Source organism: Aquincola tertiaricarbonis, assembly GCF_023573145.1.
GTDB classification, from domain to species: domain Bacteria; phylum Pseudomonadota; class Gammaproteobacteria; order Burkholderiales; family Burkholderiaceae_C; genus Aquincola; species Aquincola tertiaricarbonis_B.
Genome location: NZ_CP097636.1, coordinates 1,168,589 through 1,182,977 on the forward strand (window position 1 = coordinate 1,168,589; position 14,389 = coordinate 1,182,977).

General features: G+C 69.5%; 15 protein-coding genes. 3 read left to right on the forward strand and 12 right to left on the reverse strand.

The features are described 5' to 3' along the window. Window positions 1–24 precede the first annotated feature (24 nt). Together MW290_RS19615 and map are read right to left on the reverse strand one after the other, a co-directional pair. Complete coding sequence (locus tag MW290_RS19615; RefSeq protein ID WP_250199369.1) at window positions 25–2,649, reverse strand: [protein-PII] uridylyltransferase; 2,625 nt, start codon at window positions 2,647–2,649, stop codon at window positions 25–27. A 12-nt stretch (window positions 2,650–2,661) separates the two neighbouring features. After that, window positions 2,662–3,483 carry a type I methionyl aminopeptidase gene (gene map / locus MW290_RS19620; protein WP_250199370.1) on the reverse strand — a complete coding sequence of 274 codons (822 nt, stop codon included), beginning with the start codon at window positions 3,481–3,483 and terminating at the stop codon, window positions 2,662–2,664. Window positions 3,484–3,561: 78 nt separating this feature from the next. Between map and purL the strand changes: the two genes are divergently transcribed. From purL to MW290_RS19635, 3 genes are read left to right on the forward strand one after another with little or no spacing between them, the layout of a single operon-like run. Then, the gene (gene purL / locus MW290_RS19625) at window positions 3,562–7,560 is read left to right on the forward strand and encodes a phosphoribosylformylglycinamidine synthase (RefSeq protein ID WP_250199371.1); all 3,999 of its coding nucleotides are present in this window, start codon (window positions 3,562–3,564) and stop codon (window positions 7,558–7,560) included. A 53-nt stretch (window positions 7,561–7,613) separates the two neighbouring features. Continuing rightward, the gene (locus tag MW290_RS19630; RefSeq protein WP_250199372.1) at window positions 7,614–7,880 is read left to right on the forward strand and encodes a BrnT family toxin; all 267 of its coding nucleotides are present in this window, start codon (window positions 7,614–7,616) and stop codon (window positions 7,878–7,880) included. Beyond that, on the forward strand, window positions 7,873–8,136 hold the full coding sequence (locus MW290_RS19635; RefSeq protein WP_250199373.1) for a BrnA antitoxin family protein: 264 nt from the start codon (window positions 7,873–7,875) through the stop codon (window positions 8,134–8,136). Before MW290_RS19630 ends, MW290_RS19635 begins: the two co-directional genes overlap by 8 nt. Window positions 8,137–8,152: 16 nt before the next feature. Here the strand turns inward: MW290_RS19635 and MW290_RS19640 are convergent, their stop codons facing one another. The 10 genes from MW290_RS19640 to lexA all read right to left on the reverse strand — a co-directional run bounded on the left by MW290_RS19640 (window position 8,153) and on the right by lexA (window position 14,379). After that, a complete protein-coding gene (locus MW290_RS19640; RefSeq protein ID WP_250199374.1) occupies window positions 8,153–8,407 on the reverse strand; it encodes a hypothetical protein in 255 nt (84 codons plus the stop codon). Window positions 8,408–8,562: 155 nt separating this feature from the next. Then, entirely contained in the window at window positions 8,563–9,012 is a 450-nt protein-coding gene (locus MW290_RS19645; RefSeq protein WP_250199375.1) for a Gfo/Idh/MocA family protein, read from the reverse strand. Further along, the gene (locus MW290_RS19650; RefSeq protein WP_250199376.1) at window positions 9,009–9,563 is read right to left on the reverse strand and encodes a chromate transporter; all 555 of its coding nucleotides are present in this window, start codon (window positions 9,561–9,563) and stop codon (window positions 9,009–9,011) included. Before MW290_RS19650 ends, MW290_RS19645 begins: the two co-directional genes overlap by 4 nt. Next, a complete protein-coding gene (locus MW290_RS19655; RefSeq protein WP_250199377.1) occupies window positions 9,560–10,159 on the reverse strand; it encodes a chromate transporter in 600 nt (199 codons plus the stop codon). The genes MW290_RS19650 and MW290_RS19655 overlap by 4 nt, the downstream gene beginning before the upstream one ends. After that, window positions 10,152–11,354 (reverse strand): MFS transporter, encoded by a 1,203-nt coding sequence (locus MW290_RS19660; RefSeq protein ID WP_250199378.1) that lies wholly within the window; start codon window positions 11,352–11,354, stop codon window positions 10,152–10,154. The genes MW290_RS19655 and MW290_RS19660 overlap by 8 nt, the downstream gene beginning before the upstream one ends. Continuing rightward, a complete protein-coding gene (locus MW290_RS19665) occupies window positions 11,351–12,358 on the reverse strand; it encodes a D-2-hydroxyacid dehydrogenase family protein (RefSeq protein WP_250199379.1) in 1,008 nt (335 codons plus the stop codon). The genes MW290_RS19660 and MW290_RS19665 overlap by 4 nt, the downstream gene beginning before the upstream one ends. Before the next feature lie 49 nt (window positions 12,359–12,407). Next, window positions 12,408–12,809: a hypothetical protein gene (locus MW290_RS19670; protein ID WP_250199380.1), complete on the reverse strand. Its 402-nt coding sequence runs from the start codon at window positions 12,807–12,809 to the stop codon at window positions 12,408–12,410. After that, complete coding sequence (locus MW290_RS19675; protein WP_250199381.1) at window positions 12,806–13,228, reverse strand: hypothetical protein; 423 nt, start codon at window positions 13,226–13,228, stop codon at window positions 12,806–12,808. Before MW290_RS19675 ends, MW290_RS19670 begins: the two co-directional genes overlap by 4 nt. 117 nt (window positions 13,229–13,345) lie before the next feature. Beyond that, window positions 13,346–13,666, reverse strand: a complete 321-nt coding sequence (locus tag MW290_RS19680) for a helix-hairpin-helix domain-containing protein (protein WP_250199382.1) — start codon at window positions 13,664–13,666, stop codon at window positions 13,346–13,348. Next, window positions 13,666–14,379, reverse strand: coding sequence for a transcriptional repressor LexA (gene lexA, locus MW290_RS19685; RefSeq protein ID WP_250199383.1), 714 nt, complete (start codon window positions 14,377–14,379; stop codon window positions 13,666–13,668). The genes MW290_RS19680 and lexA overlap by 1 nt, the downstream gene beginning before the upstream one ends. Window positions 14,380–14,389: the final 10 nt, after the last annotated feature.

Consider the following 14,389-nt stretch of genomic DNA (forward strand, 5'->3'; position numbering starts at 1 on the left):
GGCCGTGGCGCGCGGTGCCGTGGCTCAGCTGGCCAGCGGCGCCACCGCGTCGAGCAGTTCGCTTTCAATCTGCAACTGTGCCTTGGATCGCTGCAACGCGCTGCCGTCGACCAGAAAGGTATCTTCCACGCGCTCGCCCAGGGTGCTGATCTTGGCCAGCTGCAGGTTGATCTGGTGGCGTGCCAGCACCCGCGCGATGGCGTACAGCAGCCCCGAGCGGTCGCTGGTGCTGACGGAGAGCAGCCAGCGCTGTGCCCGCTCGTCGGGCCGCAGCGACACCCGCGGCACGATGGGAAAGCTCTTGACCCGGCGCGACACCCGGCCGCGGCTGGGCTCGGGCAGCTGGCCGGTGGACTGCAGCGCCTTCATCAGCTGCACCTCCACCAGCGAGATCAGGTCGCGGTAGCTGGACGGCGTGTTGTCCATCTGCGGGTGCACCACCTGGAAGGTGTCCAGCGCATAGCCGCTGCGGGTGGTGTGCACCTTCGCGTCCTGGATGTTGAAGCCCGCGCCGTCGAAGTAGCCGCAGATGCGGGCGAACAGGTCGGCGCGGTCGGGCGCGTACACCAGCACCTGCAGCCCCTCGCCCACCGACGAGGCCCGCGCCCGTACCAGCGGCTGGGTGGCCGCCAGGTGGCGCCACAGCATGCGCGCATGCCAGGCGATGTCGATGGCGTCGTGGCGGGTGAAGTAGCTCACGTCCAGCGTGGCCCACAGCGGCGCCTCGGTGTCGGGCAGCTGCGAGGCCAGCGCCAGCAGCGCACGCGCCTCGGCCTTGCGGGCCTCGATCTCGGCATCGACGTTGGGCTTGGCGCCGCCCAGCGCGCGCAGCGTGAAGCGGTAGCAATCTTCCAGCAGCTTGCCCTTCCAGGCGTTCCACACCTTGGGGCTGGTGCCGCGGATGTCGGCCACCGTCAGCAGGTAGAGGGCGGTGAGGGTGCGCTCGTCGCGCACCAGGGCGGCAAAACGCTGGATCACCTCGGGGTCGGACAGGTCTTCCTTCTGCGCGGTGCGGCTGAGCGTGAGGTGGTGCTTGACCAGGAACTCGATCAGCTGGGTGTCGTGGCGGTCGATGCCGTGGTCGCGGCAGAAGCGCCGCACCTCCACCGCGCCCAGGTCGGAGTGGTCACCGCCGCGGCCCTTGGCCACGTCGTGGAACAGCGCCGCCACGTACAGCACCCAGGGCCGGTCGAACTGCGCGGCCAGCTGCGAGCAGAACGGGTACTCGTGCGCATGCTCGGGGATGAAGAAGCGCCGCACGTTGCGCAGCACCATCAGGATGTGCTGGTCGACCGTGTACACGTGGAACAGGTCGTGCTGCATCTGCCCCACGATGCGCCGGAACACCCACAGGTAGCGGCCCAGCACCGAGGTCTGGTTCATCAGCCGGAAGGCATGCGTCTGGCCGCTGGGCTCGCGCAGGATCTGCATGAAACGCGCGCGGTTGACGGGGTCGTGCCGAAAGGCCGTGTTCATCACATTGCGGGCGTTGTACAGCGCACGCAGCGTGCGCGCCGACAGGCCCTTGATGCCCACCGTCTGCTGGTACACCAGGAAGGTTTCCAGCACCGCATGCGGCTCGCGCAGGTACAGGTCGTCGCTGGCCACTTCCAGCATGCCCGCGCGGTCGAAGAAGCGCTCGTTGATCGGCCGCATCGGCAGGTCTTCCGAGCCGTTGATGCGCTCCTCGATGTTGAGCATCAGGATGTGGTTGAGCTGGCTCACCGCCTTGGCCGCCCAGTAGTAGCGGCGCATCAGCACTTCGGAGGCGCGCTGGCCGCCCGCCGAGCGGTAGCCGAAGCTCTCGGCCACCGCGGTCTGCAGGTCGAACACCAGGCGGTCTTCGCGGCGGCCGGCCACCACGTGCAGGCGGGCGCGGATCAGGCGCAGCAGACCTTCGTTGCGCTGCAGCTGCTTGACCTCGAAGGGCGTGATCAGGCCCTTGGCGGCCAGCTCGGTCCAGGTGCGGCCCAGGCCCGCGCCGCGCGCCACCCAGATCACCATCTGCAGGTCGCGCAGGCCGCCGGGGCTTTCCTTGCAGTTGGGCTCCAGCGAGTAGGGCGTGTCCTCGTACTTCACGTGGCGCTGCTGCATTTCCAGCGACTTGGCGCGCAGAAAGGCCTTGGGCTCCATCGCCGCGTCCATCTGGCTGCGGAAGGTGGTGAACAGCCGCTTGGCGCCGCAGACGAAGCGCGATTCGAGCAACGCCGTCTGCACCGTCACGTCGCGCGCCGCCTCGGCCACGCATTCGGCCACGGTGCGCACCGAAGAGCCGATCTCCAGCCCGATGTCCCAGCAGGCGGTGATGAAGCCTTCCACCGACGAGCGCAGCGCATCGTTGGCGCCCAGCGCGCTGTCGGCCGGCAGCAGCACCAGCACGTCGACGTCGGAGTAGGGGAACAGCTCGCCGCGGCCATAGCCGCCCACCGCCACCAGCGCCGCGCCGGGCGGCATGCCGGCATGCAGCCACAGGTCGGCCAGCGTGGCGTCGGCATGGCGGGTGAGGCCACGGATCAGCCGCGCGGCCGCCGGCGCGGTGGCCCGCGACTGGCGGAAATGCTCGATCAGCTGTTGCTTGGTGTCGCGGAAGCGCTGGCGCAGGGCGCCGACCCCGCCTGGCGCCGGCGCTGCGTTCAAACGCGCGGACATGTGATCAGTTGCTCAGGCCGAAACGGCCTTGGCATCGGTGATGAACGCGGGCGGCGGCGGCGTGCCGGCCGACTGCGTCAGGATCTCGTAGCCGGTCTCGGTGACCAGCACGGTGTGCTCCCACTGGGCCGACAGCGAGCGGTCCTTGGTGACGATGGTCCAGCCGTCGCCCATTTCGCGGATCTCGCGCTTGCCGGCGTTGATCATCGGCTCGATGGTGAAGATCATGCCGGCCTTCAGCTCTTCCAGCGTGCCGGGGCGGCCGTAGTGCAGCACCTGCGGCTCTTCGTGGAACTTGCGGCCGATGCCGTGGCCGCAGAACTCGCGCACGATGGAAAAGCCCTGGTTCTCGGCGAAGGTCTGGATGGCGTGGCCGATGTCACCCAGGCGCACGCCCGGCTTGACCTTGGCAATGCCCTTCCACATCGCGTCGAAGGTGATGGCGCACAGCCGCTTGGCCGCGATGGAGCCTTCACCGACGATGAACATGCGGCTGGTGTCGCCGTGCCAGCCATCCTTGATGACGGTGACGTCGATGTTGACGATGTCGCCGTTCTTCAGCGGCCGGTCGTTCGGGATGCCGTGGCACACCTGATGGTTGATCGAGGTGCAGATCGACTTGGGGTAGGGCGTGTAGCCCGGCGGCGCGTAGTTCAGCGGCGCGGGAATGGCACCCTGCACGTTCACGATGTGGTCGTGCGCCAGCTTGTCCAGCTGTTCGGTGGACACGCCGGGCTTGACGTGCTCGGTCAGCATGTCCAGCACCTCGGAGGCCAGGCGCCCGGCGATGCGCATGCCTTCGATGTCGGCGCCGGTTTTCAGGGTGATCGTCATGGCGAGGGATTATCCCATCGACATCCTAGAATCTCAGGCTCGCCTCCAGTCCCCCTGCCGCCGCCCAGGCGCATTCACATGGCTGCCGTCTTGCCCACTTCCTCCAAGCATCTTTTGCATTTCGAAGGCGGCAACGCCTTGTCGCCCTTCCGTGCACAAGCGTTGCTGGCCCGGCTTGCGGCCGTCAGCCCGCGCATCACGGGCGTCGCCGCCCGCCACGTGCACTGGGTGTGGACCGACGCCGAACTGCCCGCCGCCGACCGCGACAAACTGGCCGCGCTGCTGACCTACGGCGACGCCTACGCAGGCCCCAACGACGGCCCGGCCATCGTGGTGATGCCGCGACTGGGCACCGTCAGCCCCTGGGCCAGCAAGGCCACCGACATCGCCCACAACTGCGGCCTGGGCATCCACCGGGTGGAACGCGTCACCGAATACCGGCTGACGCTCAAGACCGGCCTGCTGGGCGGCAGCAAGCCGCTGGCCGAGGCCGAGCTGCAGGCCGCCGCGCTGCTGCTGCACGACCGCATGACCGAGAGCGTGGCCTTCGACCGCGCGGCCGCCGCCCACTTGTTCGACGAGCAGCCGGCCAAGCCGCTGGTGCATGTGGACGTGCTGGGCGCGGGCCGCCAGGCGCTGGTGCAGGCTAATGCCGAATTTGGCCTGGCGCTGTCGGACGACGAGGTGGACTACCTCGTCAACGCCTTCACCGGCCTGGGCCGCAACCCCAGCGACGTCGAGCTGATGATGTTCGCGCAGGCCAACTCCGAGCACTGCCGCCACAAGATCTTCAACGCCGACTTCACCATCGACGGCGAGCGTCAGCCGGTGTCGATGTTCGGCATGATCCGCCACACCGAGAAGACCAGCCCGCAGGCCACCGTCATCGCCTACAACGACAACGCGGCGGTGATGGAAGGCGGCGAGATCGAGCGCTGGTCGCCCGAGGGCTACACCAACGCCCCGGCCTACACCGCCCGGCGCGAGCTTTCGCACGTGCTGATGAAGGTGGAAACCCACAACCACCCGACGGCCATCTCGCCTTTCCCGGGCGCTTCCACCGGCGCGGGCGGCGAAATCCGCGATGAAGGCGCCACCGGCCGCGGCGCACGGCCCAAGGCGGGCCTGACGGGCTTTTCGGTCAGCAACCTGCAGCTGCCCGACACCAACGAGCCCTGGGAGCGCCAGCCCTACGGCAAGCCCGAGCACATCGCCAGCGCGCTGGACATCATGATCGAAGGCCCGCTGGGCGGCGCCGCGTTCAACAACGAGTTCGGCCGGCCCAACCTGGGCGGCTACTTCCGCGTGTTCGAGCAGACGGTGGACGGCCAGCGGCGCGGCTACCACAAGCCCATCATGATCGCGGGCGGCCTGGGCGCCATCCGCGCCGACCAGACCCAGAAACTGCCCTTCGGCCCCGGCACCCTGCTCATCCAGCTGGGCGGCCCCGGCATGCGCATCGGCATGGGCGGCGGCGCCGCCAGCTCGATGGCGGCCGGCACCAACGTGGCGGCGCTGGACTTCGACTCGGTGCAGCGTGGCAACCCGGAAATCGAACGGCGTGCGCAGGAGGTGATCAACCACTGCTGGGCGCTGGGTGATGCCAACCCCATCATGGCCATCCACGACGTGGGCGCGGGCGGCATCAGCAACGCCTTCCCCGAGCTGGTGGACGGCGCCGGCCAGGGCGCCACCTTCGACCTGCGCAAGGTGCCGCTGGAAGAAACCGGCCTGGCGCCCAAGGAAATCTGGTGCAACGAAAGCCAGGAGCGCTACGTCATCGCGCTCGACCCGGCCGGCCTGCCTCTGTTCGAGGCCATGGCCGCACGCGAGCGCTGCCCCTTCGCGGTGGTGGGCGTGGCCACCAGCGACCGTGAGCTGGTGCTGGAAGACGGCCCCGGCGGTGAGCGCGTGATCGACATGCCGATGGACGTGCTGCTGGGCAAGCCGCCCAAGATGCACCGTGACGTCAAGCGCCTGCCGCGCACGCTGGCGGCGCTGGACCTCACCGGCGTGTCGCTGGAACAGGCGGCACTGGACGTGCTGCGCCACCCCACCGTGGCCAGCAAGCGCTTCCTGATCACCATCGGTGACCGCAGCGTGGGTGGCCTCAGCCACCGTGACCAGATGGTGGGTCCCTGGCAGGTGCCGGTGGCCGACGTGGCGGTGACGCTGGCCGACTTCGCCGGCTTCCGCGGCGAGGCCATGGCCATGGGCGAACGCACGCCGCTGGCGGTGCTGGACGCACCGGCCTCGGGCCGCATGGCGGTGGCCGAGTCCATCACCAACCTGCTGGCCGCGCCCATCGACCTGCCGCGCGTCAAGCTCAGCTGCAACTGGATGGCCGCCTGCGGCGAGCCGGGTGAAGACGCCGCTTTGTACGACACCGTCAAGGCCGTGGGCCTGGAACTGTGCCCGGCGCTGGGCATCGGCGTGCCGGTGGGCAAGGATTCGCTGTCCATGCGCACCCGCTGGAGCGAAGGCGCCGAAACCAAACAGGTGGTGGCCCCGGTGTCGCTGGTGGTCACCGCCTTCGTCACGCTCGATGACGTGCGCGGCACCCTGACGCCGCAGCTGCAGGCCGGCGACACCACGCTGATCCTGATCGACCTGGGCCAGGGCCGGCGCCGCATGGGCGGCTCCATCCTGGCGCAGACGCTGCAGCAGTTCGGCGATGCGGTGCCCGACCTGGACGACCCCGCGCAGCTGAAGGCGCTGGTGCAGGCCATCAACGCGCTGCGCAGCGCCGGCCAGCTGCTGGCCTACCACGACCGTGGCGACGGCGGCCTGTGGGCCACGGTGTGCGAGATGGCCTTTGCCGGCCACCTGGGCGTGAGCCTGAACGTCGACCTGCTGGTGACCGACAGCGACGGCATCAGCGACAGCCGCGCCGAATATGGCGACTCGAAGAATTGGGCCACCCAGGTCGGCGAGCGCCGCAACGAGCTGACGCTGCAGGCGCTGTTCAACGAGGAGCTGGGCGCCGTCATCCAGGTGAAGTCGGCCGACCGCGACGCGGTGATGGCCACCCTGCGCGCCCACGGCCTCAGCCGCCACAGCCATGTGATCGGCAAGCCGAACAGCAAGGGCGTGGTGGAGATCTACCGCGATGCCAAGGCCGTTTACAGCGCGCCGCTGCAGCAGCTGCACCAGGCCTGGGACGAGGTGAGCTGGCGCATTGCGCGGCTGCGCGACAACCCGGCCTGTGCCGATGCCGAGCATGCCGCCGTCGGCCAGCCCGACGACACCGGCCTGCACCAGCACCTGAGCTTCGACCCGCAGCAGGCCTTGCCGCTGGTGGGCATCGGCGGCGCCAAGCCGAAGATGGCCATCCTGCGCGAGCAGGGCGTCAACAGCCACGTCGAGATGGCCTATGCGATGTCGCTGGCCGGCTTCGAGACCTTCGACGTGCACATGAGCGACCTGCAGGCCGGCCGCGCGCGGCTGGACCAGTTCCAGGGCTTCGTGGCCTGCGGCGGCTTCAGCTACGGCGACACGCTGGGCGCGGGTGAAGGCTGGGCGCGGTCCATCCTGTTCAATCCGCAGCTGGCCGAGGCCTTTGCCGCCTTCTTCGGCCGCACCGACACGCTGGCGCTGGGCGTGTGCAACGGCTGCCAGATGCTGGCCGCGCTGTCGTCCATCATCCCGGGCGCCGATGCCTGGCCCAAGTTCACCCGCAACAAGAGCGAGCAGTTCGAGGCGCGGCTGTCGATGGTGGAAGTGCTGCAAAGCCCCAGCGTGTTCTTCACCGGCATGGCCGGCAGCCGCCTGCCCATCGTGGTGTCGCACGGCGAGGGCTTTGCCGACTTCTCGCAGCGCGGCGACGCGGCGCGGGTGCAGCGCGCGATGCGATACGTCGACCACCGCGGCCAGCCGACCGAAGCCTACCCGGCCAACCCCAACGGCAGTCCGGGCGGCCTCACCTCGGTGACCACGGCCGACGGTCGCTTCACCGCGCTGATGCCCCACCCCGAGCGCGTCTTCCGCAACGTGCAGATGAGCTGGGCTGCCGGCGACGTCTCTGCCCACAGCCCGTGGCTGCAGATGTTCCACAACGCGCGCAGGGCGTTGGGCTGATCCCATGCGTTCGCCGCTTGCCGATATGCATTGAATATGCATAATCGGCAGCGATGGACATCGAGTTCGATCCGGCCAAGGCGAAGACGAACCTGGTCAAACACAGGGTCAGCTTCGCTCATGCGGAACAGGCGCTGCGAGACCCGTACGCATGGACGATCGAGGACCCTGACGCCACAGGCGAGGCCAGGTTCGTCACGCTGGGGATGGATGCACTCGGGCGGCTTCTTGTCGTCGTCCACACGCCGCGCGGGGACCGAACCCGCCTGATCTCAGCACGCAAGGCCAGTAAAGGCGAGTCGGAGCAATACGGTGCGTAAGGAGTACGACTTTTCAAAGGCTCAGCGAGGACCAGCTGTCGCGTCGCCAGGAAAAACTCGGATCACGATCATGCTTGACGACGACCTGATCGAGTTCTTCCGCGCCAAGGCGGAGGCGCAGGGCACCGGGTACCAGACGATGATCAATGCCACGCTCAGGGCCACGGTGGCCGAAGAGCAGGGCCATTCATCGGAGAATGAGCCCCTCACGGTGGCCGCCCTGCGGCGTGTCTTGCGCGAAGAGCTTCATTCGTAGGGCGACGGGCGGGCGATCAGCCCCCCACCGCCTCGAACCGCCCGCTGGCGGCCGAGGCGAACAGCGCGTCGATCACCCGCATGCCGGCCTCGGCTTCGTCCAGGCCGGCGGCGGTGGGGGCTTCTTCGCGCACCGCGCGTGAGAAGCTTTCCATCTGCAGCAGGTACTGGTCGGCCGGCGGCAGGTCGATGGTGCGCAGGCCGGCAGCGTCTTCCACCCAATAGCGGCTGGCCGCGCCCTGCGGCGCATGCCTGGGAGCACCCGGCGCCACTGCGTGGCACCACCCTCCGAGAAGGTGCCGCGGCCGCTTGGGAGCGGCCCGGCGCTGGCCTCGGCTGAGGGCATCTCCATCTCGAGCCGGCCCTGCGTGCCCACCAGGTGCAGCCGCTGATAGCGGTGGGCCTGGGTGCTGACGCTGAACACCATCTACCCTGCGGCACCAAAGTCCAGCAGCGCGCTGCAGAGGCGGTCGGTGCCGAAGTCGGCGTCACGGTCGATGCTGCAGGCCACGCGCACCGGCTCACGCTCGAAGCACCAGCGTGCGGCGGCCACCGCGTAGCAGCCGATGTCGTAGAGCGCGCCGCCGCCGGCCTCGGGCCGGTTGCGGATGTTGGCGGCGTCGGTGTTGAAGTAGCCGAAAGGCACCTGCATGAAGCGCAGCGTGCCGATCTCACCCGCGCGCAGCGCCTCGTAGCTGCCGTGGGCCACTGCAATGCCGTGTGCCTGTGCGGCCGCCTCGGCCGCCGCATGCTGGCGCGAGGCGATGGCCCGCACTTCCATCAGCGCCGGGTTCTGCTGCAGCACCGGGATCGCTCGCCGCAGGCCGATGCCGGCGGTGGACAGGATGCCCCAGCGCACCGGCTGGCTGGTCGTCATGCCAATCCCATCACCCCCACCAACGCGCCCAGCGCCACCATCCAGATCGGGCTGATCTTGGTGCGCCACATCACCAGCACCGTCACGCCTACCAGCAGCATCGCGCCCAGGTGGCCGCGGGACGGCTCGGTCAGCACCCAGCCGGTGGACAGCAGCAGGCCGAGCGTCACCGGCGCCATCCCGGCCACGAAGGCGCGCACGCCGCGGGTGTCGCGCCGCTGCGTGCCCCAGCGGGTGGCCGTGAGGGCCAGCACGGTGCTGGGCAGCAGGCTGGCCAGCAGCATCACCGCCGCGCCCAGCAGGCCGCCCACGCCGTAGCCCAGCACGGGAATGAACAGCACGTTGGGCCCCGGCGCTGCCTGGGCCAGCGCGACCGAAGAGGTGAACTGCGCGTCGGTCAGCCAGCCGTGCTCGTTGACCAGATAGCGGTGCATGTCGGGCGCGGTGGCGATGGCGCCGCCGATGGCCAGCATCGACAGCAGCATGAACTGGGTGAACACGCCCAGCCAGTCGGCCACGCTCAGGCCATGGGTGCCCACCAGCCAGCTCATCGTGCCCTCCGGCCCAGCGCCCACCACGCATAGAGGCAGGCGCTGCCGCCCACCGCCAGCACCACCCAGCCCAGTGGCAGCCGCCAGCCGGCGATGCCGGCCACCGTGGCCACCGCCACCAGGGCGCATGCCGGGCGGCCCATCGGGTTTTTCTTGAGCGCGGGCAGCAGCTTGACTGCGGTGGACAGCACCAGCCCGGCCGACACCGCGCCCATGCCGCGCAGCGCGCCGGCCACCATGGGGTGGTGGGCCAAGCCGTTGTAGAGGATGGCCAGGCTCATCACCAGCAGCATCGGCAGGCCCAGCAAGCCACCCACCGCCGCGGCGGCGCCCCGCCAGCCGAAGAAACGGTCGCCGATCATCAGCGCGACGTTGACGATGTTGGGGCCGGGCAGCACCTGTCCGATGGACAGCAGCTCGACGAAGTCTTCCCGCGTCAGCCAGCGGCGCCGCTCCACCAGCTCATGCTGGGCCACCGGCAGCACGCCGCCAAAGCCCATCAGGCTCATGCGGGTGAAGGCGTGAAACAGCTCTCGCGGGCGCGCCGGGCGGGGCAGCGCCTGCGTGTCCAGGCTCGGGATTAGCGGTTCAGTCATCACGCCGCATCCTGCGGGTGGCCCAGGCGCTCAGGGCCATGGCCAGCATCAGCCATGCCAGCCCCACCCAGTGAAACGGGCCGAAGGCGGCGGCACCGGGCTCGCCGGCATGGGCCGCCACCAGTGCGCCCCCGCCGGCCGCGCCCACGGCCTGACCCAGGTAGATGGCCGAGGTGTTGAGCGCCATCAGCGCCCCGGCCCAGGCCGGCGCCGCCTGGCCCAGCCGTGCCTGCTGGGCCGAGTTGCACGAGAAGCAGCCCAGTGCCCAGGGCACCAGCAGCAGCGCCATGGCCACCAGCGTGGTGCCCAGCGGCCACAGCAGCAGCGACAAGGCCATGCCCGCCAGCGCCAGCGCCACCGCGCGCGAGGCGCCGAAGCGGTCCACATGCCGCGACAGCAGCACGTTGCCCAGCAGCCCGAAGGCGCCGAACCAGAAGAACATCAGGCTGGTCTGCCCGCCGGTGGCACCCAGCACTTGCCGGTAGTAGGGCGCGAAGTACGAAAACACGGTGAACTGCCCGGCGGCCGACAAGGCGGTGACCAGCACCATGGCCATCAGTGCCGGGTGGGTGATCACCTCGCGCCAAGAACGCAGGCTCAGGGCCGGCGGCCGTACGCCGTCGGGCACCACGCGCCACACCCAGGCGGCGGCCACGGCCGACAGCAACGCCACGACGCCGAAGGCGTAGCGCCAGCCGAAGGTTTCGCCGATGAAGCTGTGCACCGGCATGCCCAGCACGCTGGCCACCGACCAGCCAAGGAAGATGAAGGTGATCAGCCGGCCGCGTGCCGCAGGCGTGGCCAGCCAGGCGGCGGTGGCGGCGGCTTGTGGCGTGAACACGGCCGCGGCCAGCACGCTGGCCGCCCGCACCGGCATCAGCGCGGCATAGCTGGGCATCAGCGCCGACAGCGCATGGCCGATGGCGTACCAAGCCAGCGCCAGCGTGAGCAGCCGCCGGCGGTCGAAGCCGCCGACTGCGGCTGCCAGCAACGGCGCACCGAATGCGAGCACCGCTGCGGCAATGGTGATCAGCTGCCCACCGACCGCGACGCTCACCTGCAGCGAGCGGGTGAGGTCGTTGAGCGAGCCTGCGGTGACCATCACACCGCAACCGATCGCAAAGTTGCCGAACAGCAGCGACCAACGCAGCGCCGCGGCCGGAACTTCACCGGCGGCCTGCGGCACGGTGGTCACCGGTGCACCCGCAGGGCTTCAGGGTTCAGCAGGTTGGTCGGCTGCTGGTTGACGAAGTTGACGACGTTCTGGAACGCGGCGCCGAAGTACATCTCGTAGCTGTCCTGCTCCACGTAGCCGATGTGCGGCGTGCACACGGCGTTCTCCAGCCGCAGCAGCGGATGGCCTTGCAGGATGGGCTCGCTCTCGAACACGTCCACCGCGGCGAGGCCGGGACGGCCCTTGTTCAGGGCCGAAACCAGCGCGTTTTCTTCCACCAGCTCGGCGCGCGAGGTGTTGACGAAAAGGGCCGTTGGCTTCATGCGCGACAGATCTTCCAGCGTGACGATGCCGCGGGTGGCGTCGTTCAGCCGCAGGTGCACGGTCAGCACGTCGCAGCCTTCGAAGAAGGCTTCCTTGCTGGGCGCGGTGGCCAGGCCGTCGGCGCGGGCACGTTCCAGCGAAGGCTCGCGGCCCCACACCACCACCTGCATGCCGAAGGCGCGGCCGAAACCGGCCACCAGCTGGCCGATGCGGCCATAGCCCCAGATGCCCAGCGTCTTGCCGCGCAGCACCTGGCCGACGCCGAAGTTGGGTGGCATGCCGGCGGCCTTCAGGCCCGACTGCTGCCAGGCGCCGTGCTTCAGATTGCCGATGTACTGGGGCAGGCGGCGCATGGCGGCCATGATCAGCGCCCAGGTGAGTTCGGCCGGCGCCACCGGCGAACCGGTGCCTTCTGCGACGGCGATGCCCAGCCGGGTGCAGGCCTCCACGTCAATATGGGAGCCCACCTTGCCGGTTTGCGAGATGAGCTTGAGTTTGGGGAGTTTTTCCAGCAGTTGGCGCGGGAAGGCGGTGCGTTCGCGGATCAGCACCAGCACATCGGCATCACGAAGGCGCACCGACAGCTGGCCGATGCCCTTGACCGTGTTGGTGAACACCTTGGCGTTCAGCGGTTCGAGCAGCGAGGCGCACTTCAGCTTGCGCACCGCATCCTGGTAGTCGTCGAGGATGATGATGTTCATGTGGCCGGGCATTGTGCCTCGGCCGACATGCCCGACCGCGCGGCCGGTGTCAAAGGGTGCTGAAGCCGCTGGCCATGTAGGTGCCAGGCAGCAGGCCGTCCAGGCTGCGGCGCAGCAGGTCGCGCAGTTCAGCGCCCTGCGCGCCTTCGCTGCGCAGCGCGTCGTACACCGCGGCCCGCAGCAGCCACAGGTCTTCCGGCATCTGCGCGCTGCGCACCTGTTTGCGCAGCCATTCCACGCCGGCGTCGTGGCGGTCGATCTGCGCCAGCACCTGCATGAACATCAGCTTGGTGTCGACGAAGGCCTTGCGCGCGCTCAGCCGCGACATCTGCTCGGCCGGCATGCCGGTGCGCAACCCGCCGACGGTGTAGTTGCGCGGCGCGCCCGGGGCAGCCGCGCTGTGGCGCGGGCGGCCGTCGGGTGAGGGGGAGAAGTGGCGCGGCGCGGTCATGCATCCAGCGCGCCGAAGCCCGAGCGCGGCGCACGGGTGGGGAAGTGGCGGTTCAGCGCCTCCAGCCGGAGCTGGGCTTCGCGCTGGCTGTGGGCCAGCGACACCAGCTGGAAGACGGCCGAGCGCAGGTGCCACAGCTCACGCGGCGAACGGGCGGTATGCACCCGGTCCGAGAGCTGGCGCGCCGCGGGCGTGCCGATGTCGTTCAAGGCGGCGACGAAGTCGGCCTTGGTGCGTTGCAGCCGGCGCCCGCCGGGCGGGCTCATTGCTGCCTGCCAGGGGGCGGGGGCTGCCACCCAGCGCATCAACCGCGACCACACAGGCTCGACCGGAGACAGCACCGCAGGCGGGCAGACCTCGACCCGCGTGCCGACGCCGGCCCGCAGGCGGCGCATTTGGAGCAGGAGGGCGTTCAACATGGTCTCCGGGATATCGGCGCATGGCATCGTGAATAAAGCCATTCTTTGCGCGAGCATGGCTGCGCAAAGCGCCGATAAGGCGCCCGGAACTGTGCTTGTTGGCACCCGTGGCGCCGCCTATCGCGCCGCCTCGATCTGCCCGTAGAGCAGCTTGCGCTGCGGTGTGTAGGCCCACCAGGGCGCGGCGGCGGCGCCGCGCATGAAGTCGGTGGCGGCCATGAAGGTGTCCAGCACGCAGGGGTCCTGGCGCTTGCCGGTCTTGGCGCACAGCGCCTGGTACAGCACGAAGGCGTCGCGTCCGATCAGGTCGCGCGGCTCATGGATGCCGATGAGTCGCAGGTCGGCCGCCAGCGAGGGGCCGATGTTGGGCAGTTGTTCCAGCGTCTGGCAGGCCGCGGCGCATTCGGCCTTGGGCGACTTGACCAGCGTGCGGGACATCACATCAACCAGGTGTTGCGCACCAGGCCGACGGCCAGCCCTTCCAGCGTGAAGCTCTCGTCGGCCGACACGTCGATGGGCGCGAAATCGGGGTTCTCAGGCAGCAGGCGGATGCTGGCACCCTGGCGCTCGAAGCGCTTGACGGTGACTTCGTCGCCGATGCGGGCAACCACGATCTGGCCGTTGCGCGCCTCGCTGGCCTTTTGCACCGCCAGCAGGTCGCCGTCCAGGATGCCGGCGTCGCGCATGCTCATGCCGCGCACGCGCAGCAGGTAGTCGGGGCGGCGGGCGAACAGGCTGGCCTCGACCACGTAGGTCTGGTCGATATGTTCCTGGGCCAGGATGGGACTGCCGGCCGCCACCCGGCCCACCAGCGGCAGCGTGAGCTGGGCCAGGCTGGCCAGCGGCAGGCTGAACTGGCGACTGCGCGCTTCACGCGCTTCGTTCACGGCATGCAGGGTGTCGCTGGGCAGACGGATGCCGCGCGAGGTGCCGCCGACCAGCTCGATGACGCCCTTGCGGGCGAGGGCCTGCAGATGCTCTTCCGCCGCGTTGGCGGACTTGAAGCCCAGCTGCCGCGCGATCTCGGCCCGGGTGGGCGGCGCGCCGGTGGTTTCGATGGCGTTGCGCACAAGATCGAAAATCTGCTGCTGGCGCTCAGTGAGTTTGAGGCCGCTCGGTTTCAGGCCACTAAGCTTCGGGCGATCAGCCATCGGGTTTCCT

Bases quoted from the DNA above. Each gene is read 5' to 3' on its own strand.
- lexA (WP_250199383.1), bottom strand. From the start codon at position 14,379: ATGGCTGATCGCCCGAAGCTTAGTGGCCTGAAACCGAGCGGCCTCAAA.
- map (WP_250199370.1), bottom strand. From the start codon at position 3,483: ATGACGATCACCCTGAAAACCGGCGCCGACATCGAAGGCATGCGCATC.
- MW290_RS19615 (WP_250199369.1), bottom strand. From the start codon at position 2,649: ATGTCCGCGCGTTTGAACGCAGCGCCGGCGCCAGGCGGGGTCGGCGCC.
- purL (WP_250199371.1), top strand. From the start codon at position 3,562: ATGGCTGCCGTCTTGCCCACTTCCTCCAAGCATCTTTTGCATTTCGAA.
- MW290_RS19645 (WP_250199375.1), bottom strand. From the start codon at position 9,012: ATGACGACCAGCCAGCCGGTGCGCTGGGGCATCCTGTCCACCGCCGGC.
- MW290_RS19680 (WP_250199382.1), bottom strand. From the start codon at position 13,666: ATGTCCCGCACGCTGGTCAAGTCGCCCAAGGCCGAATGCGCCGCGGCC.
- MW290_RS19630 (WP_250199372.1), top strand. From the start codon at position 7,614: ATGGACATCGAGTTCGATCCGGCCAAGGCGAAGACGAACCTGGTCAAA.
- MW290_RS19675 (WP_250199381.1), bottom strand. From the start codon at position 13,228: ATGTTGAACGCCCTCCTGCTCCAAATGCGCCGCCTGCGGGCCGGCGTC.
- MW290_RS19665 (WP_250199379.1), bottom strand. From the start codon at position 12,358: ATGAACATCATCATCCTCGACGACTACCAGGATGCGGTGCGCAAGCTG.
- MW290_RS19655 (WP_250199377.1), bottom strand. From the start codon at position 10,159: ATGACTGAACCGCTAATCCCGAGCCTGGACACGCAGGCGCTGCCCCGC.
- MW290_RS19670 (WP_250199380.1), bottom strand. From the start codon at position 12,809: ATGACCGCGCCGCGCCACTTCTCCCCCTCACCCGACGGCCGCCCGCGC.
- MW290_RS19650 (WP_250199376.1), bottom strand. From the start codon at position 9,563: ATGAGCTGGCTGGTGGGCACCCATGGCCTGAGCGTGGCCGACTGGCTG.